Source organism: Mucilaginibacter sp., assembly GCF_039921305.1.
Lineage (GTDB): Bacteria > Bacteroidota > Bacteroidia > Sphingobacteriales > Sphingobacteriaceae > Mucilaginibacter.
In genome coordinates, this window is record NZ_JBDSCA010000028.1 from 217,168 (window position 1) to 243,100 (window position 25,933).

The window sequence follows — 25,933 nt, forward strand, 5'->3', positions numbered from 1 at the left end:
TGTATCTTCGAATACTTGGTATTATAAACCTCTACCTTTTCCAATCTTTTTATAACCGTTGCAAACGGTCGCATTTAATGTATTAATAAAGACACAGGAAAAGTGGAAAGACAAATATGATGTTCAAAAGCCTGCGATATATTTTTTTCGCTTTGATAATGGGACTGATAAGCCCCATTCAGTCGATTGGGCAACTCAAATATTCCATCACCCACTATTCTACAGAAGATGGATTGTCTGACAATAAAGTTAGGTGCATTTTAAAAGACCGCGACGGTTTTATGTGGTTCGGTACCTGGGCAGGGATCAATCGTTTTGATGGGCACAATTTTATTGTCTATAAGTCCTATCCCGGCGATCGGTCTACATTGCGTAACAACCGTATCGATGAGTTAATGGAAGATAAAGTGGGCTTATTATGGATCAAAGCTTACGATAACCAGGTTTACCGCTTTGATAAAAATACCGAAAAGTTTTTTGCGCTCACCGATATTTTGCCCAAACATACCGGCCGGATTTCTTTCAGCCATATGTTGCTCCCAGATTCAGGGTCAATCTGGCTAATGACAAAAAATCAGGGCGCTTATCTAATCACAAACTCTGGTTCTGCCAGGCCGCGGGCCATATTTTACGGACGCGGGGCCAAACATAATTTTCAGCTTCCATCGGATATTATCCGGTTTATTCACCGGGACGGCAAGCAGGCTATCTGGATAGGAACTGATAAGGGTCTGGTCCATCTTATCAAAAACGCTTCCGGAAATTACGTTAAGCATCAATTAGCCCCGGATTTTTCATCTTTAGATTTCACCGCGGTTGGCGAAAGCCCCGGGCAGCTTTGGTTTGGTACGGCCGATGGATCTTTGCTTTTAATCAATCCGTCCACAGATAATTATCAGAAGTGGAAACTGAGCGCCCAACGCATCAATGCAGTTTCACCATCAACGCATATACCTGTAATTTATGTAACAACAGCTTTAGGTGAATTGGTAGCCTTCAATAGTACCCAGCGTTCATGGAAAACCACGGTAATGGCCAAGCGCGAACAACTACTCTCAATATTTGAGGATAAAACCGGCAAGTTATGGATATGCCCCGAAAAAAAAGGAATTGTTTTATATGACCCAGCCGTACAAACGCTTGTTCCGTTGGTACAAGAAGAACTGCAGGACATACATCAACACATAGGCGATTTTAAAGTATTTGAAGATAAAAAGGAGCGTATATGGGCCGGATTACGCAATGAAGGCTTTGGGTATTATAATTCCACAAAAAAGAAAATGGATTATTTCCCTAATCCGCCAGGCGCTAAAGAGCGGTTGTTCTCCAATTTAACCAGCTCTATATATTATGACCGTGATGGGATATTGTGGTTATGCTCGGCAGATGGCGGAATTGAAAAGGTGGTTTTTCATGATAATGATTTTAAACATTCACTTATTGCACCCGAAAGCTATCTAAAAGCTGAAAACGATGTAAGGGCTACATTTGTTGACCGCCAGAATCGGCTATGGATGGCCACCAAGGTAGGAAAGCTGTATGTTACCAAAGATGGCATTGATCAGGGGAAAATGTTTTTAAATGAGCCTGCCGAAGGTTTGGGAGCTATTTATTGTATCATGGAAGATTCACATGGTACCCTATGGATCGGAACCAAAGAACGGGGCCTGTATGCTGCCCGGCCTACGGATGAAACAAAAAGACATTACAAGCTAACCAATTATACCTCCAGCGAAAGTGATGTTTATTCATTAAGCGGAACGTCTGTTTATTCTATTATTGAAGACCGGATGGGAGAAATATGGGTTGCTACCTTTGGCGATGGGCTTAATTTGATACGAAACCCGCAGGGTATGATCCGTTTTAGCAATAACAAAAACGGAGATCTTCGATACCCTAAGGATGCCTACCAGCGGATCAGACATCTGGCTCTTGACGGAAAAGGGAAAGTTTGGATTGGAACAACCGAAGGCTTGCTGATAGCAGAACCCGGCATCAAAAAACCCGGTGATTTCCATTTTGATGTTTACAGCAAGCAACCCGGGGATAAACAAAGCCTGGGAGATAATGATATTCAATTTATACTTCGCGACTCACAAAACGCCATGTGGGTTTGTACCGCTGTTGGCGGGATCAATAAAGCTCTGCAAAACAGCTCAACACAAAAACTTCGTTTTTTAAATATCTCTCAAAAAGATGGACTGCCGAGCGACTACATTTTGAATTGTCTGGAAGACGGGAATAAAAACTTATGGCTGGCCACCCAAAATGGATTAGCTTGCCTGTCTATAGTTACAAATAAGATCAGGAACTATGATTCTAACGATGGTCTGCCAAAGGCTGCATTCTCCGAATCTGGAGGCGCAAGGCTTAAAAACGGCGATCTTGTTTTTGGTATGACCAGGGGATACCTTCGTTTTGATCCGGCCCAGATTAAAGATTATAAAATTGACGCTAAGTTGGCGCTCACTAATCTTCAGGTCAACAATATAGATGTAAAAATACCCGACACCAGTGTTAATGGTAATGCCAATCTGCAATTAACCTACGATCAAAATAACATCAGTATCGATTATACTGTACTTGATTACAGAGCCGCTGGCCGCCAAACTTTCGCCTCTCGGCTTTTAGGGCTTGATACTGCCTGGCAGAACAATAAAAATCAGCGGCGGGTATCGTATACTAATTTATCGCCTGGAAACTACACCTTTCAAGTAAAGGCTACTAAAGAATCCCTTTACCTCAATACGCCTTTACAAACACTTTCAATTACCATTTTACCTCCGCCATGGCGTACCTGGTGGGCATATGTTATTTACCTTATTGCCGCTGCCGCTATTTTGGCAATAATTCGCCGTACAACACTGGCAATGCTTAGCCTGCGGCAGCACATCGCTGTAGAACAAAAAATGGCTCATCTTAAAATGAGCTTTTTTACCAATGTGGCCCATGAGCTGCGTACCCCCCTTACGCTTATACTCAACCCGATAGAAGAGATCGCACGTACAGAAAACTTATCTCATCAGGGTGATGAGCATATTCGAATAGTACGGAGAAATGCTGAACGGATGCAGAAATTCGTTAACCAGCTTTTGGACCTAAGAAAAGTACAAAGCGGCAGAACCTTGCTCCATCTGGAAGAGGTTGAAATAATATCGTTTGTAACTAAATTGGCCGATTATTTTTCGGATGCTGCCCGTCAAAAGGAGATTCGCCTATCCATTCAATCCGTCGAACATGAACTCCCAGCTTGGATCGATATCGAAAAAATAGATGTTGTTATTTACAACCTACTGTCAAACGCTTTAAAGTTTACTCCGGAGGGCAGAGGCATCAGTATCGTGATTACTCGCCTGCCAGACGGCATATGCGGTATTGAAGTGGCAGATGAAGGCACAGGTGTCCCTCCGGAACATTTGAAAAATATTTTTGAGCTTTATTACGAAGGCAACCACACCGAACGGGAACATTTGAAGGGCACAGGGATTGGCCTTGCACTGGCCAAAGAGCTCGTAGAATTGCATCATGGAAGAATTTTTGCCGCTAATAATATACACGGCGGGCTTTCAATTATGATAGAATTGAAAACAGATAAGGCTCACTTTGCTGAAAGCGAAATCAAATTAAAAAGCCTGACCGATCCTCCTGGTGTAAATGTAGATCACGGACAGGCGGAATTAGACTACAGCCGTGGGTTCGGACTACCATCAATTATCGATGATGATGCGCCTATGGTGCTTTTGGTTGAAGACAATGAAGACCTATCTTCTTTTCTTTCTTATCAGTTAAAGCGCTGCTACCGGGTTGAAACAGCTTTTGACGGAGAGGATGGCTTAAAGAAAGCGAGGGAGCTACTTCCTGATCTCATTATCAGCGATATTATTATGCCTAACATGGACGGGATTAAAATGCTGGATATTATCAAGAATGATATGACAACCAGTCACATCCCTGTAGTATTATTATCTGCACGTTTATCGGTAGAAAGCCAGATCGAAGGTTTGAATTACGGGGCCGATCTTTATATTACCAAACCATTCAGGAATGAATTCTTACTCTCGTCAATTGCCAATTTATTAAAGCAGCGGAAAAAACTGGCTCAATCCATGATCGGCTCTAAAAAAGTGATTGACCTTAAACCCGGTGAGATCGTTATCACCTCTCAGGACGAAACTTTTCTAAAAAATGTGATAGCCACTATCGAAAAACAAATGGCAGATCAGGATCTCAACATCGACACGCTGGCAGCGGCCGTTAGTATGAGCAGATCGGGTTTCTTTAAAAAATTCAAAAGCCTTACCAATATGGCCCCGGTAGAGTTTATCCGTGAAATACGGCTCAAACGCGGAAAACAATTCCTTGATGCCGGGGAACACAATATCGCGACAATTGCCTATACGGTAGGTTTTAATCATCCAAAATACTTCAGTAGTTGTTTCAAAGACAAATATCAGGTAACGCCATCCGAGTACCTTAAAATAACGGCAAACGGCACAATAAATACCAAAAATTTGTCCTGATGGATCAATTTTTCGACCTCTGATTTGTCTTTCTCGCTTACGTTTGTAATGCAATTTCAACCGGTTGCACATTCGCCTCATCAGTAAGGCCTTTAAACCAATATAATTAACCTGATAAGATGCCTCTTTAAAAGTGTCTATCCTAAACCATTTATTTACTGGCTGGCGAAGCCGATATTGCTTTTTTTAAACTTGTTAAACCAAATGTATTATGAGAAAATGTTTACTATTTTTTTTCGTGCTTGCAGTAACCTCGCTTCAGGCATTTTCACAAACACGGCAAATTACCGGCAAGCTTACCGACAAAACCGGTGAAACACTTATTGGTGTTACAGTTACATTAAAAGGTACCACCACCGCAACTTCTACTGATGCGAATGGAACATATGCAATTAACGTTCCGGTTTCCGGAAATCATGTATTGGTATTTAATTATATGGGCTACCAAAGCCACGAAATTGTAATTACGGCCTCAAACAAACTTAATGTTACTTTAGAGTATGAATCAAAAAGCCTGGATGAGGTAGTTGTTATCGGGTACCAAACCGTTAAACGGAGGGATTTAACCGGTGCAGTAGCCTCGGTTAGCGGGAAAGATATCGCAGCTACCCCGGTTGCTAACATAGCACAGGCCATGCAGGGAAAAATACCGGGCGTAAACATCACTACGCAGGATGGCCGCCCGGGCGGTGGTATAAATATCCGTGTACGCGGCGGTACTTCCATATCGCAAAGCAACCAGCCGCTCATACTCATTGATGGTATTCCGGGCAACTTAACTGATATCCCGGCCGACCAGGTAGAAAGTGTCGACGTTTTGAAAGATGCTTCGTCTACAGCTATTTACGGTTCGCGCGGTGCTAATGGTGTAATATTGGTTACCACAAAATCGGCAAAGGCCGGTAAAACTACCGTTAGTTATAATGGTTATACCAAAATCAATACGCCAAACAAATACATACAAGCCTTAGGCCCCTATGAGTATTTGAAATATGTATGGGCCAATGCAGCGGCTAATGGCGTTGCATACCAAACACCATTTGAGCAGCTGTTTGGCCTTGGGGCAAATGCGGGTGCAAATACAGGTGGTATAGAGAGTTACCGCGATTTGCCGATAGACGATATTCAAAAACAGGCATATAAACAATCCATATCATGGAACCATGCCCTAACCATATCTGGCGGAACAGATAAAACGAAAGTATTGTTTTCGGTTACCTATAACGATGACGAGGGTATGAAAATACAATCATACCAGCGCCGTGCCACCGCCCAGCTTAAAATAACCCAGAAAGTATTTGATAATGTTACGTTTGATTTAAACACTCGTTATGCTAACACTCCAACCCTTGGCGAAGAAGGTACAAGTAGTGGCGGCGGATCGGCACTTTCATCTGCGTACGAATTCAGGCCTATTGCTACTAATCATATTTTAGGTAATATAGGTACCCTAACTGCCAGTAATAACATATCTCAATTTGCCAGAAACTTTTTGTCAGATAATTACAGTCCCGTAGCGCGCATTGCCGACTCTGATCCGCTTACCCTTTCTTCAAATTTTGTGGGTATAGCCTCACTCAACTGGGAAATTATAAAAGGTTTAACCTACCATACCGATCTAAGCGGAAACGGTAAATGGGACCAGCGTAAATTTTGGACAGGCGCTATTGCCAACGGTTACATTGATGATGTAACCGGTGTTAAGTCGTTTGCAGGTAATGCCGATTATCGCAAAAGCGATAGTTGGGGCATGCGTTGGGCAAATACATTAAGCTATCAGTATAATATTGATAAAAACAATAAACTGAATGTGTTGGCAGGTACCGAGTTTTCTAACACGGGGGGTACCGGTATTTCAATACAATCCGCTAAATTTCCTTCAAATTTTACAGAGGAAACAGCTTTTGCTCAGATTTCGAATGGCACAGTCTCACTTTCTTCCAGTGTAGTCAGGCCAGATCGCCTTAATTCTTATTTTGGTCGGTTAAACTATAGTTTTAAAGATAAATATTTGTTAACGGCTACATTCCGTGCCGATGGTTCTTCCAGGTTCCTGCCCGGTAACCGATGGGGATATTTTCCTGGTGCGGCCCTGGCCTGGAGAGTGTCTCAGGAGCCATTTTTAAAAGATGTTAAATGGGTAGATAATTTAAAACTCAGAGTATCTTACGGTGCAGTTGGTAATAATAACATTGATTTAAACGCTACTGCACAATCATGGGGAACTGTAACCGATCCACGGAGCCAATATGAAAGTGGTCACCAACTTTTGCCTGGCTATCAATTAACTTCTTCTTCTGATTTGGCTAACCCCGACTTGAAATGGGAAACCACTATAACACGTAACGCCGGTACTGATTTCAGTTTGTTCAACGAAAAGTTATCGGGTACGGTTGACGTATACTGGAATACAACTAAAGATTTGTTATTAGTAACTGCAATTCCAGGCATAACAGGCTTTACCTCCACTACTGCAAATATTGGGCAATTAAGTAACAAGGGTATAGAATTTTCGCTTCTAGGAACGGTGTTCCAAAATAAAGATTGGAGAGTTACTGCAGGCGGTAACATCAACTTTAATAAAAATAATATTGATAAGCTTGCTGATAACGTTACCGGTTTATATGGAACAGCTTGGAATGGAACAGCAAGTTACCCTGCATCTGATTATCAATTAATTGTAGGCCGTTCTGTTGGATTGGTTCGTGGCCTGGTTTACGATGGTTATTATACGCCTAATGATTTTACTTATAACAATGGCGTATATACCTTAAAACCCGGTGTGGCAGATCTTACCTCACTTACCGGTGGTGTAGTACATGGACTTACAGCGGCAGATCGTCCGACGGGCCAGATCGCCTATCCGGGGTTGCCTAAATATAAAGACGTGACTCCGGACGGTAAAATTGATGATAAGGACCTTACCATCATCGGTAGTACCACTCCTAAATTCACAGGCGGTTTTAATTTTAATGTTACTTACAAAAACCTCGATCTGGGACTAAACTTTAATTATAGTGTGGGGAACGATATTTATAACGCTAACAAATTAATTTCGTTGTTTGGCCCTAAAGAAGCCGGGGTTTATCAAAATAAACTGGCTACAATGGCTAACTCCTACAAATTGTATAACGTTGTTAACGGGCAGCTTGTTCGCTTAAGAACTCCTGATGAATTTAACGCGGCAAATGCCAATGCTGATCTGCCTTTGTCTTACAGCGAAACAGGTGTTACATCAACCCTGGGTATTGAAAAAGGATCGTTCCTTCGCCTCAACACGCTTACTTTAGGTTATACCTTGTCTAAATCATTATTATCCAAGGCTCACATAAGCAACCTGCGCATCTATGGTAGCGTTTATAACCTACTTACCATTACCGGTTACAGTGGTTTAGATCCTGAGGTTGGCACTAATGATAATGCAAATGGTTCAAAATACCCTACCACAGGGTTTGATTATGGCTCTTATCCGCGTGCACGTTCATTTGTTATTGGCGTAAACCTTACTTTTTAATTATTAAAACACAAAAGAAATGAAAAAATATATAAAATATTTAGCCGCAATTGCCTTGTGTCTCACTTTTACAGAGTGTAAAAAAAGCTTTTTGGATACATCATCTCCATCCAGTGTTGACGATAATTTTGTTACTACAACAACAACAGAAACATTCAAGTCACTTTCGTGGTGTTATGCTAATTATCGCCAAAACTGCATTATGGGGGTATACCGTTGGAATGATCCCATAGGTTCGGATGCCGAATACTATCCGGAAGAAAACTCAACCAATAACACTAATGCTATTGGCCGTTCTGATCAGTTAGGGATTGACGCGGTAGCGCAAGGCTTTAACGGCCTTTATCAAACGCTTGCATTGGCCAACAGGTTAGCTGTCGTTATTGCTACTAAAGATGCTTATAAAGCTGATGTAGCTGCTGGTAAAGCTACCGATTGGACACAATTGTACGGCGAAGCGGTAACCATGAGGGCGTTTTGTTATTATCAATTGGTAATGCATTTTGGCGATGTGCCCTACGGCTACGAGAATACAAATGCGGATGATTATACATTAAGTTCGCGCTTTGATATTTATGACAACTTGATTGCCAGCCTGCAAAAGGTAGAACCGTTAATGTATAACATAGGCCAGGGCGGTATCAATCAGGAACGCATGTCGCGTACTTTTTGCGATGCTTTAATTGGAGAATTAGCACTATTTTCAGGTGGTTATCAAACCATCCGTACGGATATTCCCGGCTTATATGGCAGTGTTACCTTTGATACTAAAGGTAACGAAGCTAACAAATGCATATACGCCCGCCGTAAAGATTACCTTACTTATTACACAACAGCCAAAACTTATTTTCAAAAAGCTATTGATAATAAAGGTACTTCTGGCTTGATTACTACAGATAGCAGGGGTGGCAATATCAACAATCCTTTTCAGCGCCACTTTCAGTATTTTAACGATTTAACGGTAAGCCCCGAATCAATATTTGAAATAGGCAACGTAAGCGGCGCGTTAGCGGCAACCACCAGCGAATATCCTTATGCCTTTGGCCGCCCTTCAGACGGTGGATCCAGCACTGCTGCACCTACTAAAGTATTTGCCGCGTTGCGTATTATTCCTACAGTTTATTACGGAGAGTATTTGAATGCAGATCACCGCCGTGATCCCAGCGCAACTGTTACAGCAAGTAATGGCGATGGTAACGAAAAGATGATCAGTTTTGCGCAGGGCAGTAAAAGCCTTGGCGGGATATCAACCAATAAATGGGATGATAACCGTATGAATCCGCCTTATGTTGCAGCTCAAAGAAACTCGGGCATTAACTGGCCGATTTTAAGGATGGCAGATGTTATTTTAATGCTGGCCGAAGCTAAAGCCGAGCTTGGCGAAAATGATGCTGTTACCCTGGTTAACCAGATCCGACAAAGGGCTTTTGGCAATTCGTTATATAACATTGCTGCTACAGGCCAGGCATTAAAAGATGCCATTTTGCAGGAGCGTAAACTGGAGTTGCTTGGCGAGGGTACACGCCGCTGGGATATGATCCGCTCGGGTACTTATTCTGTAAGAGCAATAGCTATTCAGCAGGAAATGGCTACAACAATTAATGATATCAAAACCAATGGTTTCCATCACTTTGCTAACGGAAACGATTTCCCTGCTTACATCTGGATAAAAAAAGTTGCATTAATCAATCCGCTAACATTTGATTGTGCGCCGGCCGATACGCTTGCCAACCCTGCCGCTTACCCGGCTTGGAGAGGACAGTATGATTACACCAAAATTGCTACTGTAGCCGGTAAGGTAGTAGGTACTACGCACAATGTTGCAATACAAGGATTGTTCCGTTACATTAATCCAAGCAGTGCTGAGGCTACCGCTTTACAGACCGCAGGATATACCAAAACAGATTGGGGAATAACTTTAACTTCGGCCAGTGTAACTCCAGTTTATCAGCGAAACATTCTTTCGGGCACAACATCAGCCGGCGACCCGCCACGTTATTATTGGCCTATTCCTTCAGAAACTATCAGTAAATCTAAAGGAAAGGTAACCAATGGCTATGGCTTAGCTCAGCAATAAATAAAAACTGCTGATTTTAAATAGAGTCGAAATAGCAAACAAAAAGTCCTTGTCAGGTAATGCTGGCAAGGATTTTTTGTTTGCGGATCATATTGTTAGAAAAGTGCTTCACAATAGTCCAAATCACAAAAACGGTAAATGATTGAATATCAGATGGCGCAATTACTACTCACCGAATAGAGTAACGGTATCGATCTAATTCTACAGATTGATATAATTGAATGAAAAAGGCCTTATCGTACGATAACAGATTAGAACTTTGATCTATTAGGCCAACATGCCGTTAAAATCCGAAAAATATGCCTGATTATTGCGTAAAAATTGTTTGCTGGTAGCTTTAAAAGCATTAATGTCTCTTTTCAATATAGCTACAATCAGCTTCTCGGTTTCCCGGAATGATTTTGCGGTATTTAATTTAACTACTTTCATGATAAATGTATTACCAATTTTGTGCCAAAACCTTAATAGTATACTTGATTCGGTTTTAGCGTCAGGCTATCAGTTATTTATATAATCTTATTATGTGGTAAATTAATCACTTGTATGCAATTTTCGTCGGTCATGTTGACTTTTAGTACAGTCATATGAAGACGGCCGCCACTTTTTAATAATTAAACAAAATTTATATCGGTTTCCTTAATGAAGATTCCCTCACAACCAATTCGTGCCTCAGTACCAGGCTATGCGTTAACTGGATATCGTGCTGGTTAGTTAAATGGCTGATAAGTAACCGGGCAGATACTTCCCCTACATCATCACCTCTATAATCAATAGTGGTTAAATTAGGCTCAACTACCATGCACGATTGATCGTTGTTAAAACCAGCTACGGCAATATCTTGGGGTATTTTATAACCAGCTTTTTTCAATTCAACAATGCAGTTAATAGCACAAACATCATTGGCCGAAAATATGCCATCAGGCATTTCCTTCATGTTCATGATCATCCCTGCCGCTTCAATACCCGCTTGTACGCTTAGGTTATTAATGATCAGTAAATCATCGGTAAATGTTAAGCCATTATCTTTCAAAGCTTGTAAATAGCCATTAAAGCGCTCTTCGTAAACATTCCGAACCCCGGTTGCTGTAATATGCACTATCTTTTTGCACCCTTGTTTAGCTAGGTGATCTGTTACTTCATATGCTGCCTTAGAGTTGTTAATGTGGATATTAGGGCAACTTTTGTGTTCATATATGCGGTCGAAAAATATGATGGGGATGTCGCGCTTAATAAAGTTTTCAAAATGATCAATATTATCCGAATCATAAGCCAGCGAAACCAACAGGCCATCAACCCGGTTGTTAAACATAGTTTGCGCGTTACTCACCTCTTTCTTCAGCGTTTCTAACGATTGGCTGATGATCAGGTTAAAATTGGCATCGTTAGCCACTTTCTCAATACCGGCAATCACATCGGCCATAAAATTACTATTCAACCGGGGTACAATAACGCCTATGGTATTGCTGCGCTTGGTACGCAGGTTACTTGCAAAAGCGTTAAAGCTATAACCCATTTGTTGTGCAGTTTCAATAACTTTTTCCCTCGTTTTTGTATGAACGCCGGGCATATTATTTAGTCCGCGGCTAACGGTGGCTGCCGAAAGATTTAGCTTGCTGGCTATATCATATATAGTGATCTCTTTTTCGGGTTTGGCCATTATTAAATTAAATAGTGCGTTATTAGCTCAAAACAAGGTTACAAAAAATATGTAACATTAACTATCTTGATTAACCCGACAAGCATTATTTCATCATATTGGTATATATTAAAAATGACCGCCAGTTACTGGCAGCCATTAGTTTAGTAGTATAAGTATGCGTTTGTTGAGCCTGCTTCACCGGGTCTACGTTAATGGCGTCGTCATAAGTTAGTACCACAGCGCATCGCTTGTTGTTCCAAACCTTAATGTTCTGCGCAAGAAGGGAATGGCAGCAAAGCATCAATATAAACACTGATCCAGATATCTTCACATCATAAATTATTGCATAGTAAATAAGATGAAACAGTTAATAGTAACCGAATTGCAATTTACAAAAGGCAATCGGTTCATAAGTTTTTTAATCAGGATATTTCTCTACTCCAAAAGAAACGAATTGTTGCTTTTGGAGCATGTAATTGAGGTTTGTTTTCATTTTCCTGCTAATAATAGCAAAGTGAAACGTAAATACCTTTAAATACTTTCATTTTGTTTTCTTTATTTTCAATTATTATTGCAATAATTGTATACGAAACTAAACGTAATGAAATTTGAACGCGGTGAATTTATAAAAGCTATAAGTGAAGTTGAGCTTTGGGATGTAATAATTATAGGGGGCGGAGCAACGGGTTTAGGTATCGCGGTTGATGCCGCTTCGCGCGGATACACAACCTTATTGGTTGAGCAGGCCGATTTTGCAAAAGGCACATCAAGCCGCAGCACCAAACTGGTGCACGGTGGTGTACGTTATCTGGCGCAAGGTGATATCGGTTTGGTGTACGAAGCTTTGCAAGAGCGCGGCTTGCTATTTAAAAATGCGCCGCATTTGGTTAAAGAGCAAGAGTTTATTATCCCATGCTTTGGTTTAAAATCAAAGTATATGTATTTGATCGGATTAAAAATATACGATCTGCTGGCCGGTAACCGTGGTTTTAAGCATTCGGCATTTTTAAAGGTTGATAAAGTACATACCGCCATCCCCGGCTTAAAAACAAAAGGCTTGTTAGGAGGGGTGCGGTACAGCGATGGGCAATTCAACGATGCCCGCCTGGCAATTAATCTTGCCCAAACCAGTGCCGAAAAAGGTGGGGTATTATTAAATTACATAAAGGTAACCGGTTTACTCAAAACCGGCAACAAGGTAAGCGGCATAAAAGCGATAGATACCGAAACCAATAAAGATTACACCTTAAAAGGTAAAATAGTTATTAATGCCACAGGTGTTTTTGTTGATGATATTTTGCAAATGGATGTACCGGCAACCAAACCTATTGTAAGGCCGAGCCAGGGAGTGCATTTGGTTTTGGATCAATCTTTTTTAAATGGGGCCAGCGCCTTAATGATTCCCAAAACCGAAGATGGCCGGGTATTGTTCGCTGTGCCATGGTATGGCAGTTTGCTGTTGGGTACTACAGATACGCCTTTGGATAACCACAGTCTTGAACCTGTAGCGCTCGAAAAGGAGATCGATTTTATCCTGAACACAGCAACAAAATACTTAACCAAAAAACCAACCCGGGCCGATGTTTTATCGGTATTCGCCGGCTTAAGGCCTTTGGCTGCACCGGGTAAAGATACCAACACCACTAAAGAGATCTCACGGAGCCATAAGCTAATTGTAAGCGCTTCGGGCTTAATAACTATTACCGGTGGTAAATGGACAACCTACCGTAAAATGGCCGAAGACGTGGTAGATAAAGCGATAGAGGTGGGGGGCTTAAGCGCTGTAAAATGTATTTCTAAAAATATTTCCATACATGGCGCCGCAACCGGATTGATGGGCGATCCGCTGGCTGTATATGGTTCTGATGCGCAAGAGATCAGAAAGCTAACCGCTGCCGATCCCAACCTTAAAGAAATTGTACTTGATGGGCATGCTACAATTAAGGCTGAGGTTGTTTGGGCAGTACGTAACGAAATGGCGCGCACCATTGAAGATGTTTTGGCCCGCAGGCTTAGGATACTCTTTTTGGATGCCAGGGCCGCTATATTGATGGCTCCCACGGTTGCTTACATTATGGCTTTGGAGCTGGGCTATAATAAAGATTGGGAAACAAGGCAGGTTACTCAATTTACCACTTTAGCCAATCAATACTTGCTGGAGCCATATTATCCGGATGTGTTAAGCAATAGTAAAAAAATAGCTATTTAAACGATATTATTATGATGATGTTAACAGTAACTTAAAATTCTATTTACATACGTAAAGCATCTTTGCGGCATGAAAAATAGGATCCCTAATCACCAGACAACCAATTTTACAAAACCTGAATTATTATGAAGAGAACCTTTACAAACCACCTGAAAGCGTATCTTCAAACGGACTGTTACCTAAGCAGTCAATTTGAAATACTCAAATCAGTATCATTTCACCGGCGCACATACGCGGTTTTGTTGCTGTTGCCTTTGTTAGTTTTGCTTTTATCTGCCAAGGTAGTTACTGCTTCGCCATCGGTTATGTTATCAAAACAACAAACCGCAATTATTACCATAAAAGGTACAGTTGTTGATAACGCCGATAATGAACCCTTAATAGGTGTAACCATTTCTGATGCTCAGAAAAAGCCGCTGGGTATAACCGACGCAAAAGGTAACTTTAACATTAAGGTACCTGCCGGAACCGAAATCAGTTTTGGCTTTATAGGCTATACGCCAACTAAGCTTAAGTTTTCAACTAATCAGGAAAACGTATTGGTAAAATTGGTGCAATCTTCTAACGCTTTAAACGAGGTTGTGGTTACTGCCTTGGGTATTAAGAGGGAATCAAAAGCATTAGGTTATGCCATTACCGAAGTAAAAGGCGAACAGCTTACCGATGCTATGCCAAGCAATTGGAGCGATGCCCTCGAAGGCAAAGTTGCGGGTTTAAACCTGGTGCGCTCAAACGCTGGCCCTACCGGATCAAATAAAATAATCTTACGGGGCGAAAATAACCTTACCGGCGACAACGAAGCTTTAATAGTAGTAGATGGTGTGGTAATGAACACCGGTAGCGGCAGGCGTACAGCCGTATCTGGCGAAGCCACTTACGGTGTTGGTAGCGATAACATGCCTGCCGATTATGGCAGCAGTATAAATGATATTAACCCGGAAGATATTGAAAGTGTTACTGTGCTGAAAGGACCGGGTGCTTCGGCATTATACGGCCAGCGTGGTGCTAATGGTGCTATCATCATTACAACAAAATCGGGCAGTGCTAAAAAGAAAGGTGTTGGTGTAACCATCAATTCCAACGCCAGTATCGAAAAAGTGAATCGTTGGCCGGATTATCAATACGAATACGGCCAGGGTACAGGTGGTGCAAACTATTATTCATATTTAGCAGGCCCTGATGGGGCAAGTACAAGCGCTACAAGCTCAGCCTATGGCCCCCGGTTTGATGGACAGATGTTTTATCAGTTTGATCCTATCACACAAGCCCAGTCAACAACCAGAACACCATGGGTTGCTTACCCTGATAAGATCCACAACTTTTTTGATGTAGGTAAAACCATGACAAATTCCATTAGTGTTGATGGAGGTACCGAAAAAACTACCGCCCGCTTTTCAGCAACTAATGTAAATAACACATGGATTGCGCCAAATACAGGCTATGGCCGTAATTCGGTTGCATTATCGGTAAACTCCAAAATAAACGATAAGCTAACCATTAGTTCAAAAATAAATTATCAAAATAAATTTAGCGATAACCTACCCGGCTCTGGCTATGGTAACCAGGCTATTATGTATTGGTTTATTTTTTGGCAGCCAAGTGCCGATCTGGACTGGATTAAAAACTATTGGAAAAACGGCAAGAAAGATCTAGCACTTGAATATCCGTTCAGTTCGTTCCCAACCAACCCATACGCGGTATCGTACGAATATTTGAACAGAACAAACCGTAACGCGGTAACTGGTAACGTTCAGGCCACTTACAGCGTTACCAAAGAGTTATCTTTGCAGTTAAGAACATCGTTAGACATGGGCTACGAGCAACGTGCGCAATCTCGTCCGTATACGGCAACGGCTAAATTCCCTAAAGGCTCATATCGTACACAAAACATTTACTCACAAGAAGCTACCAGCGACTTTTTGCTGAGATATAATAAAAAGTTCAAAGATGTAACGCTAACAGCAACAGTAGGCGGTAGTTCAATGCAAAACAGGTATAACCGTGATGAGGTTAGAGCCGATTCATTAACCTATCCGGGTGTGTATTCTATGGCTAACAGCAAAGGTACATTAGTAACCTTGCCATATGTTGCTAAATATAATATCAACAGTTTTTATAGCTTGTTATCGGCCAGTTACAAAAACTATTTATATCTTGATGTCACAGGCAGAGAAGATTGGAATAGTGTTTTGGCTACCCAACAACGTACAGATAATGTAAACTTTACCTATCCATCGGTAAGTGCCAGCTTTATTCTTTCAGATTATATGGTATTGCCTAAAGTATTTTCTTATTCTAAATTCAGGGCATCATATTCAAGTGTGGGCAGCGGAGGTAAAGATCCTTACTTAACAAGTTACAACTACTTACCTGCACCCTCTTTCCCTGCTGGCTTAAATAACCCAACAGTATTACCCAACCCCAATCTTAAACCATTACGTACCCAAACCTACGAGATTGGAACCGAGCAAAGGTTTTTTGATAACCGTTTAGGTTTTGATCTGGCTTTATATACAGGGCATACAAATAATCAAATTTTAAACCAGGTGCTTGATCGGGCATCAGGCTATACTACAGCAATTGTTAACGTGGGCGAAATAAGCAACAAGGGTATAGAACTTGCTGTTAACGCTACACCCATCAGTAAAAAAGGATTTACCTGGATGGTGAACTATACTTTTTCAGCAAACCGTAATAAAGTGGTTCAGTTGGCCGATAGCTCAATAGTATTACAAACTGGCCCGCAGGGTGGTGGCGAAATTATTGCCACCGTAGGCGGTAGCATGGGCGATTTGTACGGACGTGGATACCAGCGTGCACCGGATGGACAGATAATATTTGATAAAACTACAGGTGTTGCATTGATCACACCCGATTTGCTTTATCTGGGCAATACCCAACCTAAATGGAAAATGGGTATCAGTAACGATTTCAGGTACAAACAATTTCATTTCAACATCTTGTTTGATGCACAATTCGGAGCGGTGGCTTATTCATTAACTGCTTACAAACTGGCCGAACAGGGAAAAACTACTAATACCCTTCCCGGAAGGTATAACGGTATAATAGGTAACGGTGTGGTACAAAACCCCGACGGAACTTTCCGTAAGAACGATGTTTTAGCAACAGATATAGATCAGTACTACCAATCAAACTATGGGGTTAACAATGCCGAAGGTTCAACCTACAGCACCAACTTTATTAAATTGCGCGAAGCCAGGCTTGATTATACTTTGCCATTAAAGCTAACCAGCAAAATAGGTATTCAGCGTGCTTCTGTTGGTGTGTATGGTCGCGATTTATTTATCTGGACAAAATGGCCAGGGTTTGATCCGGAATTTGGTACCCTTAACGGTACAGATATTACGCAAGGTTTCGAGATCGGACAGTTCCCTTCTACCAGAACCTTGGGTCTTAACTTAATTGTCGGATTTTAATTATCAGTAAGAAGATGAAAAAAAATATTTATAAAGTGATATGTACCTTACTGCTGTTAGCCGTAGTACAAACATCATGTAAAAAAGGGTTCGAAGAGATCAATACCGATCCTAACAACTCGCCAACAGCCTTGCCCGAGCAGTTATTGGCCCCGGCTCTGGTTAATACCTTGGCGGCAAATATGCTTCGTGCCCGTACATGGAATAATGAGTTAATGCAGGTTACTGTAAATGAAACCGATGGCGAAGGTGCCGTATTCAGGTACGATATCAGGATCTCCAATGCCGATTATACTTATAACAACCTGTATGCGCAGTTAACTAATTTTAAAGATCTGTATAATATTGCCGGCCAGCCTTTAACATTAAGTAAAGGTTACCAGGGCATAGCCTTAATTTGCCAATCGTGGGTCTATTCTATCCTTACCGATACCTATGGCGATATTCCTTATTTTCAATCTAACGAGGGTAAGGATCTGCTTTTTAAACCAGTATTTGATAAGCAAAAAGATATCTATCTGGATATCTTCAAACAGCTTGAAGCTGCCAATACCTTACTTACCGGAGCACCCAATGTTGTTGGCGCAAGCGACCCTGTTTTTAATGGCAATGCGGCACAATGGCGTAAATTTGGTAACTCACTATACTTGCGTTTATTGATGCGCCTTTCGGGGAAAGCAGAAGTTGCTGCTCTGGTACAGGCAAAAATTAAAGACATGGTAGATAATAATGCAGCTACCTACCCTATCATGGCAAGCAATACCGATGCTGCTGTTTTAAAATGGACAGGCACCGGTGCTTTAACATCGCCATTTGTAAACGGCGTTCGCGAGCAGGACTGGAGAGCCCCCGCTATCGCCTCATTCTTTTTAGATAACCTTAACAAATGGGCCGATCCGCGCTTACCGGCATGGTCAATAGGTACCTATAATGGAGGTTATGTGGGTGTACCAAGCGGTTATTTGCCAGGTAATGCCCCGGTAGGTAAATCATATTTCCTATCCAATATTCAGGGCTCCAATATGGCGGCAAAATCATTACTAACCGATCCGCTTATGGGTAATATCATGAATTATGGCGAACTACAGTTTTTACTGGCCGAGGCATCCGTAAAAGGATATATATCAACCGGTACAGCTAAGGCTTATTATGATAAGGGTGTTGAAGCTGGTGTTACCTTCTGGGTGCCAACGTATTTTACATCTCCAATTACAGTAGCAACTTACGAAGCTGCTGCTGATATCACCTGGAACGATACTTTTTCATTGGATACCAAAATGGAAATGATCCACGTACAAAAATACTATACCATGTTCTGGACAGATTTTGAACAATGGTTTGAGTATCGCCGCACGGGGCATCCTAACATACCAAAGGGCCCGGGCCTGGTTAATGGTGGTGTAATGCCAGCCAGGTTAATGTACCCCCAGTATATACAGGCTGTTAACCCTACCAATTACAAAGCGGCGGTTGCAGCCCAGGGGCCGGATGTGATCAGCACCCAGGTTTGGTGGCAAAAACCATAATTATTAAGGCAAATAATTTATCATGATATAATCATCACGAAAATGAAAAAGATATTACTTTATACGCTCACCCTTATTGCCGTAGCTGCCACATGGTCTGGCTGCACAAAGGTGAGTAATTATCCCGGTGGTACGTTGGGCAGCATCATAGCTGTTACCGATATCCGGACTATTTACAAAGGCACCGATGTTACCCTCAATACCGATAACATGTTTGGTGCTACTAAAATGGTAGGTATGGTTGTTTCCGATTTTTCGGGAGGTAACATGTCGGCAGGCTTGCTGGTTGTTCAAAATAACCGTCGTACCAGGTTAAGAGGCATCTCCATCGCTTTAGGTGCCGATGCCGCTTCCTTTGTTCCCGGCGATTCGGTAAATATTGACATTGCCGGTGGAACGTTAACCCGCATCAAAGGTATCCTGCAAATAACTGGTTTATCAAAAAGTAACGTAACCAAAATATCTTCAGGTAACGTAATAGCAGGCACAAGGGCAACCAGTGCGCAAATTCTAACTACACCCGATAATTACGAAAGTACTTTAGTTGCTGTAGTAAAAGGCAGCTTTAACCCGCAGCCATCCGCAACCAGCAAATACGCTGGTGATTACTTAATAAACGATGGCTTTGGTGATATTACACTCCATACCGAAGCTGCCGCTACATTTGCCAATACACTGGTACCGGGTAGCGGTAATTTCACGGGTATTGTATTTGGCTCGGTTGACCCTAACGGAGCCATAGTGCCGCAAATAAGAATGCGTACACTAACGGATGTAAGGGTATTGGCATCAACACCAAGCGTTGCGCCATTCATCATTGCCGGCTTTGTAGCCGATCCTATCAGTACCGATGCCAACTACGAATACATTCAGTTATTGGCAACCCGCGATATTAATTTCGCTACCGAAAACTTTACCGTAGTTACAACTAACAACGCTACCGCATCAACTCCATTAGGTTTCCCGGTAAACGGGTGGGCAACAGGTGGTTTACGTACCTATAAGCTGGAGTTAACGTCGGGTACGGTAACTAAAGGCCAGTACTTTTATGTAGGTGGTACAGGTAAAAAGCTGATGGGCGGCTTATCTAAAGATATCAGCTCATCAAACTGGATTAAGGCATTCCCATACAATACTACAAACAGTCCTAATTTTTCGCCAAGCTTAAACACATTTGGTGTTCTTACAACAAACCTGATAGGTAATAGTGGAAACGCATCTGGAATAGCGGCGTTTGTAGGTACTAATATTATAGCAACCAGCGTACCGTTCGATGTTATTTTCCTGCAAAATGGTGGTAACCTGTACGATGCCGCTAACAAAATAGGGTACAATATTGCCAATACCGATTTTTATGATACCCGTGATGTGATCAGTTTTGTTGATCAGCCTTTCTTTAAACAAGGCAGCAATACGCTGTTCTTTGCTTATCCAACAGTTGCAACAGCTACCGTAGGATATTTTGCACAGTTAGGTGGTGCATACAATGTTGCTTTAGGTAAATGGTCTACTGCAAGGGCACTTAATAATTTGGCTTTAGATAATAATTCGGTTATTACCGATATTGAAAACGCGACATCTACAAAGCTCAAATAAAAGCTTTGCCTTTAATAAATACCTAACGGAGGTGAGAGCTATCACTCATCTCCGTAATAATTCAAAAAGCATAACCTATGAAACGCAGATCCTTTATTCAAAAATCCTTACTCCTTACCGGTGGACTTGTAGTCGCCTTCAAAAGTTCATTCTCTTATTCCATTTTTGATTCGGGTGTTATCACCGGTAAGGTGATGGCCAAAGGCAAACCACTGGGCGAGGTTTTGGTATCCGATGGCTTTAGTGTGGTAAAAACCAACAGCAATGGGGTTTATAAAATAAGCCCCGATGCCAAGGCCGAATTTGTTTTTATTAGCGTTCCGGCAGGCTACGAGTTCCCCGAAGAGAAAAAAATAGCTAACTTTTATGCCCGCATTGCCGACGGGCAGGATTACGATTTTAAACTAACCCCGCTCAATAAAAACGATGATAAGCACGCCTTCATCATCTGGGCCGATCCACAGGTGAAAAATAAAAAGGACGTTGCCCAAATGATGTCAACATCAGTACCAGATACCCGCCAGGTGATCAAAGATATGGGCCCGGATGCCTTAATACATGGTATTTGCGTTGGCGATATTGTTTGGGATAACCACGATCTGTTTGTTGATTATAACAAAGCGGTTGAGCAAATGGGTATCCCGTTTTTCCAGGCCTTAGGTAACCACGACGAGGATTATCGTATGGGAGGGGATGAAACATCAGACAGGACATTTAAATCCCACTATGGCCCAACATATTACTCCTTTAACCGTGGCAAGGCGCACTACATGGTTTTTGATAACGTGCGTTACTTAGGCGTTGAGCGCGAATACGATGGCTACGTTACCGAAGCGCAGATAGAATGGCTTAAAAAGGATTTGAAAGAGGTTCCGCAAGATCATCTGGTTATCGTTTGCCTGCACATCCCGGTGCACAACAGCGTAAAAAATAACGATGCCTTTTACGCGGCGCTGGATACTCATAAAAACGTTCACATCATGTCGGGCCATACGCACTACCAGCGTAATGTGATCACCAAAAATATTTTTGAGCATAATCATGGTACCGTTTGCGGGGCCTGGTGGACGGGCCCCATCTGTGAGGATGGCACCCCACGCGGCTACGGCGTTTACCATGTTGACGGTGCCGATTTAAAATGGTACTACAAATCAACCGGGGAAGACCGCAGCAAACAGATGGCTTTATTCAGCGATGAGTTAACTAACCAAAAACGCGTAATAGCCAATGTTTGGAATTACGACCCGCAGTGGAAGGTTGAATACTGGGCCGATGGGCAACCGAAAGGCGTAATGGAGCAACAAATTGGGTTTGACCCATTAGCCGTAAAATTATATCTTGGCGACCAGTTACCAGTTACCCGCTCTTTTGCCGAGCCTCGTAAAACCGATCATATTTTTGTGGCTCATTTAAGTGCCGATACCAAAAAAATTAAAGTTGTTGCAACAGACCGCTTCGGCGAAAAATTTGAGAGCGAGTTAAGTATTTAACTCGCTTTATATAACCTAACCAGTTAAATTAAACGGGGCTACACATCAAATTGTAGTTGCTTTTATTACTAATAAACCTATCAGGTAAATTACCTGAGCTGTATTTATTTGGTGCAATTGTGCACGCCCTGATGTAAGTGATTAAATTAAGATTAATAAATTGTTATGAAAAAAACAGTATATATTGCTTTAACAACCTGCATAGCAATAACAGCCTGCAAGGCCCAGCAAACCAAAGAAGTGAAGAATGCACCATATCCGGCTTATGATAGAGAAGCACACCGCGGCGGCCGTGGCCTGATGCCCGAAAATACCATTCCGGCTATGTTGAATGCCATTGATTTGGGTATGGAAACTTTGGAAATGGATACCCATATTACTGCTGATGGGAAAGTTATCGTTTCGCACGATGAGTATGTAAACCCACTTTTTTCGCTTACACCGGATGGTAAAGAAATCCCCAAAGAGGATAAACAGAAATACGTGCTCTACAAAATGAACTATGCCGACATCGCCAAATTTGATGTCGGCTCAAAAGATTACAGCAAGTTTCCGCAGCAAAAAAAGATGAAGGTGAGTATGCCTTTATTGTCTGATCTTATCGACGCCGTTCAGGCCCATGTTAAAGAAACTGGCAAACGGCAGGTGCTTTACAACATCGAAACCAAAAGCTCAGAAAAAGGCGATGGAGCGGTTAATCCCGATCCGGAAACGTTTGTTAAATTGCTGATGAACGTGATCATCGAAAAAAAGATTTTGCCTTATGTTGTGATCCAATCTTTTGATAAACGCACCCTGCAGATCATCCATAAAAAATATCCTAACGTGCGTACATCATGGCTGGTTGATAATAAAAAAACAACGGCCGAAAACATGGACGATCTGGGTTTTACACCCTTCATCTACAGCCCCAATTTTAAAATGGTAACTGCTAATGTGGTAAAAGAATGCCACGATAAAGGCATCAAAGTATTACCATGGACACCCGATACCAAAGAAGAAATTGATGCCCTGAAAGCCCTTGGTGTTGATGGTATTATTACCGATTATCCGAACCTGTTACAATAACCATAAACTGATATATATAATCCATAATTAATGAGTGTGAACTTTCTTGCCCCCGCAAAGCACAAGCCGTTAATAGCAAAAGATAAAATAGATTCAAAATACGGGTCACTTCGAGTGCAATCATTTATCGGGATATTTGTTGGCTATGCCGGTTATTACCTGGTGCGTAACAACTTCTCGCTGGCCATGCCCGATTTGATTAAGCAGGGCTTTACCAAAGGCGATCTGGGTTTCGCGTTTTCAGCTGTGTCTATTGCCTACGGGTTAAGCAAGTTTTTAATGGGTAACGTATCCGATAGGAGCAACGCCCGGTTATTTTTGAGTATTGGTTTGGTATTATCAGCCTGTACCATGATGTTTATGGGGTTGGTGCCCTGGGCCACTTCGTCTATCACAATCATGTTCATTGTATTGTTTGTAAACGGTTGGTTCTCGGGTATGGGTTGGCCACCTTGCGGTAGGGTAGTGGTTCACTGGTTCTCGATAAAGGAACGCGGCCGCGTAATGTCTGTCTGGAATTTGGCGCATAACGTGGGTGGTGCATTAATGGGTAGGGTAGTAGCCTTAGGTTTTTTACTGTTTGCCACATGGCAAAGCAGGTTGTATTTTCCCGGAATCGTAGCTCTGGCGTTTGCGTTTATCGCGTTTTTATTAATACGCGATACCCCGCAGTCATGCGGCTTGCCACCCATCGAAGAATATAAAAACGACTACCCAAAAAACTACTCCGGCGAACAGGAAAAAGAGCTAACCGCTAAACAGATCTTTTTCAATTTTATCTTCAATAACCGCATGCTTTGGTACATCGCTTTTGCCAATGCTTTCGTTTATTTGATACGTAAAGGTGTGCAGGATTGGTCGCCAACATATCTCATTGAGGTCAAGCATTTTTCGGCTAACCAAACCAGCTGGGCCTATACCAATTTCGAGATAGCAGGTATTCCCGGAACGCTTTTATGCGGTTGGATAAGCGATAAAGTATTTAAGGGCCGTCGTGCACCGGCAATCATTATTTACATGTTATTTATATTATTAGCAGTTGTAATTTACTGGCAAGCGCCATCGGGTAATGTGTGGATAGCTAACACCTCGTTAATTCTGATCGGCTTCCTTATATACGGGCCGGTGATGTTGATCGGCGTACAAGCATTAGATCTGGTACCTAAAAAGGCTGCGGGTACAGCCGCCGGTTTAACAGGTTTTTTTGGTTACATGGGCGGCGCATTATTTGCTAATATTGCAATCGGTCAGGTGCTTGATCATTACGGTTGGGATGCGTCGTTCTATGTAATCATGGCGGCTTGCATACTATCCATATTCTTCACCGCGTTAACCTGGAACAGAGAAAAAGCGAATTTATTGGCACAACGATCATAAAACAAAAATGAAAACATTATCAAAAAAAATATTAGGATTAGCTACTGGAATATTTGCCTTTGCAGGGACAATACTTGCGCAGGGTATACCACCGGCAGCAAGTTCACCCATCCCGGCGGTATACCCAAAAGGCTTTGTAGATAGCAGTTATCGCCCTAAAATTACCGCCCAAAAAATAGCCGAGTTTAAGGCGGATCCGGTAACTACCGAAAGCATCGTTTTTTTAGGTAACAGTATTACCGCCCGCTGCGATTGGGCCAGGTTGCTTAACGAACCCAAAGCGAAAAACCGGGGCATATCCGGCGATCTGACTTTTGGCGTTTTGGAACGTATGGACGAAGTAATAGCGGGCCATCCTAAAAAGATATTTATTTTGATCGGGATAAACGACATGTCTCGCAACGTTCCCGATAGTATCATCACCAGGAATCAGAAAACGATGATAGCACGTATCCGCAAAGGATCGCCACAAACACAGATCTATTTTTATACACTGTTGCCAGTAAATGCTTCGTTCCAAAAGTTCCCTAACCACTATGGTAAGGATGAACATATACTGGCTATAAACGCGGCTATTCGTAAATTTAAAGCTAAAAACGTAACAGTTATTGATTTGTACCCTAACTTTTTAGATAGCGAAAACCACTTAAAAGCAGAGTACTGTGTAGACGGTTTGCACCCTAACGACGCCGGTTACCAGGTTTTTGCCGAAATACTGAAAAAAGGGAAGTACCTTGAGAATTAGATCTTAAGCCAAATAAAAGCAAGAGCCGCCAATGCTGCTCCAATTAATGGCCCAATAACAGGTATCCAGGCATAGCCCCAATCGCTGTCGCGTTTGCCGTGGATAGGTAATATGGCATGCATTATTCGTGGTCCTAAATCGCGGGCAGGGTTAATGGCATAACCTGTTGTGCCTCCTAAAGCAAGGCCAATACCCCAAACTAAAAATGCCACCGGTATAGCACCTAACGAGCCTAAGCCTATAGGTGTTTTGTCTTTGCCCATCTCGCCATTGGTGAAATAGAATATCACAAATATTAAAACAAAGGTGCCGATGATCTCGCTCGTCAAATTTGAGCTGACTTTCCGGATAGCCGGGCCGGTACAAAATGTAGCTAATTTGGCATCACCGCTTTCTGTTATTTCGTAATGATCTTTATAGATTAGCCACACCAAACCTGATCCTGCCATAGCGCCTAAAAACTGAGCCAACAAATACAAAGGTACCTTAGCCCAGCTAAACTTTTGCGCAATAGCTAAAGCTATAGTAACCGCAGGGTTTAAATGCGCACCGCTAAAAGGCGCGGCAATAACCACACCTACAAATACCGCTAACGCCCAGGCGGTAGTAATCACAATCCAGCCACTGTTATGGCCTTTGGTGCCGTTAAGCACAACGTTAGCCACAACGCCATTCCCCAAAAGGATTAAAAACATAGTGCCGATCAGTTCGGATGCAAATTCAGACATGGTATCA

The 25,933-nt window shown here is 42.1% G+C and carries 15 protein-coding genes; 11 read left to right on the top strand and 4 right to left on the bottom strand.

Annotated features, from left to right (window positions below; translation table 11 throughout):
• Positions 1–158: 158 nt before the first annotated feature.
• The 3 genes from ABIN91_RS09265 to ABIN91_RS09275 all read left to right on the top strand — a co-directional run bounded on the left by ABIN91_RS09265 (position 159) and on the right by ABIN91_RS09275 (position 10,111).
• Positions 159–4,520, top strand: a complete 4,362-nt coding sequence (locus tag ABIN91_RS09265) for a two-component regulator propeller domain-containing protein (protein WP_348050799.1) — start codon at positions 159–161, stop codon at positions 4,518–4,520.
• A gap of 211 nt (positions 4,521–4,731) precedes the next feature.
• Positions 4,732–8,034 carry a TonB-dependent receptor gene (locus tag ABIN91_RS09270; RefSeq protein ID WP_348050801.1) on the top strand — a complete coding sequence of 1,101 codons (3,303 nt, stop codon included), beginning with the start codon at positions 4,732–4,734 and terminating at the stop codon, positions 8,032–8,034.
• Positions 8,035–8,053: 19 nt separating this feature from the next.
• Positions 8,054–10,111: a RagB/SusD family nutrient uptake outer membrane protein gene (locus ABIN91_RS09275; RefSeq protein WP_348050803.1), complete on the top strand. Its 2,058-nt coding sequence runs from the start codon at positions 8,054–8,056 to the stop codon at positions 10,109–10,111.
• Positions 10,112–10,378: 267 nt separating this feature from the next.
• Here the strand turns inward: ABIN91_RS09275 and ABIN91_RS09280 are convergent, their stop codons facing one another.
• The 3 genes from ABIN91_RS09280 to ABIN91_RS09290 form a co-directional block, all read right to left on the bottom strand.
• The gene (locus ABIN91_RS09280; RefSeq protein ID WP_348050805.1) at positions 10,379–10,540 is read right to left on the bottom strand and encodes a hypothetical protein; all 162 of its coding nucleotides are present in this window, start codon (positions 10,538–10,540) and stop codon (positions 10,379–10,381) included.
• 193 nt (positions 10,541–10,733) lie between these two features.
• A complete protein-coding gene (locus ABIN91_RS09285; protein WP_348050807.1) occupies positions 10,734–11,768 on the bottom strand; it encodes a LacI family DNA-binding transcriptional regulator in 1,035 nt (344 codons plus the stop codon).
• 85 nt (positions 11,769–11,853) lie between these two features.
• Positions 11,854–12,081: a hypothetical protein gene (locus tag ABIN91_RS09290; protein WP_348050809.1), complete on the bottom strand. Its 228-nt coding sequence runs from the start codon at positions 12,079–12,081 to the stop codon at positions 11,854–11,856.
• 270 nt (positions 12,082–12,351) lie between these two features.
• On the opposite strand from ABIN91_RS09290, the gene ABIN91_RS09295 reads away from it, so the two are divergent.
• From ABIN91_RS09295 to ABIN91_RS09330, 8 genes are all read left to right on the top strand, one after another.
• On the top strand, positions 12,352–13,959 hold the full coding sequence (locus ABIN91_RS09295; RefSeq protein ID WP_348050811.1) for a glycerol-3-phosphate dehydrogenase/oxidase: 1,608 nt from the start codon (positions 12,352–12,354) through the stop codon (positions 13,957–13,959).
• A 125-nt stretch (positions 13,960–14,084) separates the two neighbouring features.
• Positions 14,085–17,396: a SusC/RagA family TonB-linked outer membrane protein gene (locus ABIN91_RS09300; protein WP_348050813.1), complete on the top strand. Its 3,312-nt coding sequence runs from the start codon at positions 14,085–14,087 to the stop codon at positions 17,394–17,396.
• Between the two features lie 14 nt (positions 17,397–17,410).
• Positions 17,411–18,922, top strand: a complete 1,512-nt coding sequence (locus ABIN91_RS09305; protein WP_348050814.1) for a SusD/RagB family nutrient-binding outer membrane lipoprotein — start codon at positions 17,411–17,413, stop codon at positions 18,920–18,922.
• A gap of 42 nt (positions 18,923–18,964) precedes the next feature.
• Positions 18,965–20,518 carry a DUF5689 domain-containing protein gene (locus tag ABIN91_RS09310; RefSeq protein WP_348050815.1) on the top strand — a complete coding sequence of 518 codons (1,554 nt, stop codon included), beginning with the start codon at positions 18,965–18,967 and terminating at the stop codon, positions 20,516–20,518.
• A 77-nt stretch (positions 20,519–20,595) separates the two neighbouring features.
• Positions 20,596–22,008, top strand: a complete 1,413-nt coding sequence (locus ABIN91_RS09315) for a calcineurin-like phosphoesterase family protein (RefSeq protein ID WP_348050816.1) — start codon at positions 20,596–20,598, stop codon at positions 22,006–22,008.
• Positions 22,009–22,173: 165 nt separating this feature from the next.
• Complete coding sequence (locus tag ABIN91_RS09320) at positions 22,174–23,076, top strand: glycerophosphodiester phosphodiesterase family protein (RefSeq protein WP_348050817.1); 903 nt, start codon at positions 22,174–22,176, stop codon at positions 23,074–23,076.
• A gap of 30 nt (positions 23,077–23,106) precedes the next feature.
• Entirely contained in the window at positions 23,107–24,453 is a 1,347-nt protein-coding gene (glpT, locus tag ABIN91_RS09325; RefSeq protein WP_348050818.1) for a glycerol-3-phosphate transporter, read from the top strand.
• Positions 24,454–24,460: 7 nt separating this feature from the next.
• On the top strand, positions 24,461–25,198 hold the full coding sequence (locus ABIN91_RS09330) for a GDSL-type esterase/lipase family protein (RefSeq protein WP_348050819.1): 738 nt from the start codon (positions 24,461–24,463) through the stop codon (positions 25,196–25,198).
• Here the strand turns inward: ABIN91_RS09330 and ABIN91_RS09335 are convergent.
• Positions 25,195–25,926 carry an MIP/aquaporin family protein gene (locus ABIN91_RS09335; protein ID WP_348050820.1) on the bottom strand — a complete coding sequence of 244 codons (732 nt, stop codon included), beginning with the start codon at positions 25,924–25,926 and terminating at the stop codon, positions 25,195–25,197. The genes ABIN91_RS09330 and ABIN91_RS09335 overlap by 4 nt on opposite strands.
• Positions 25,927–25,933: the final 7 nt, after the last annotated feature.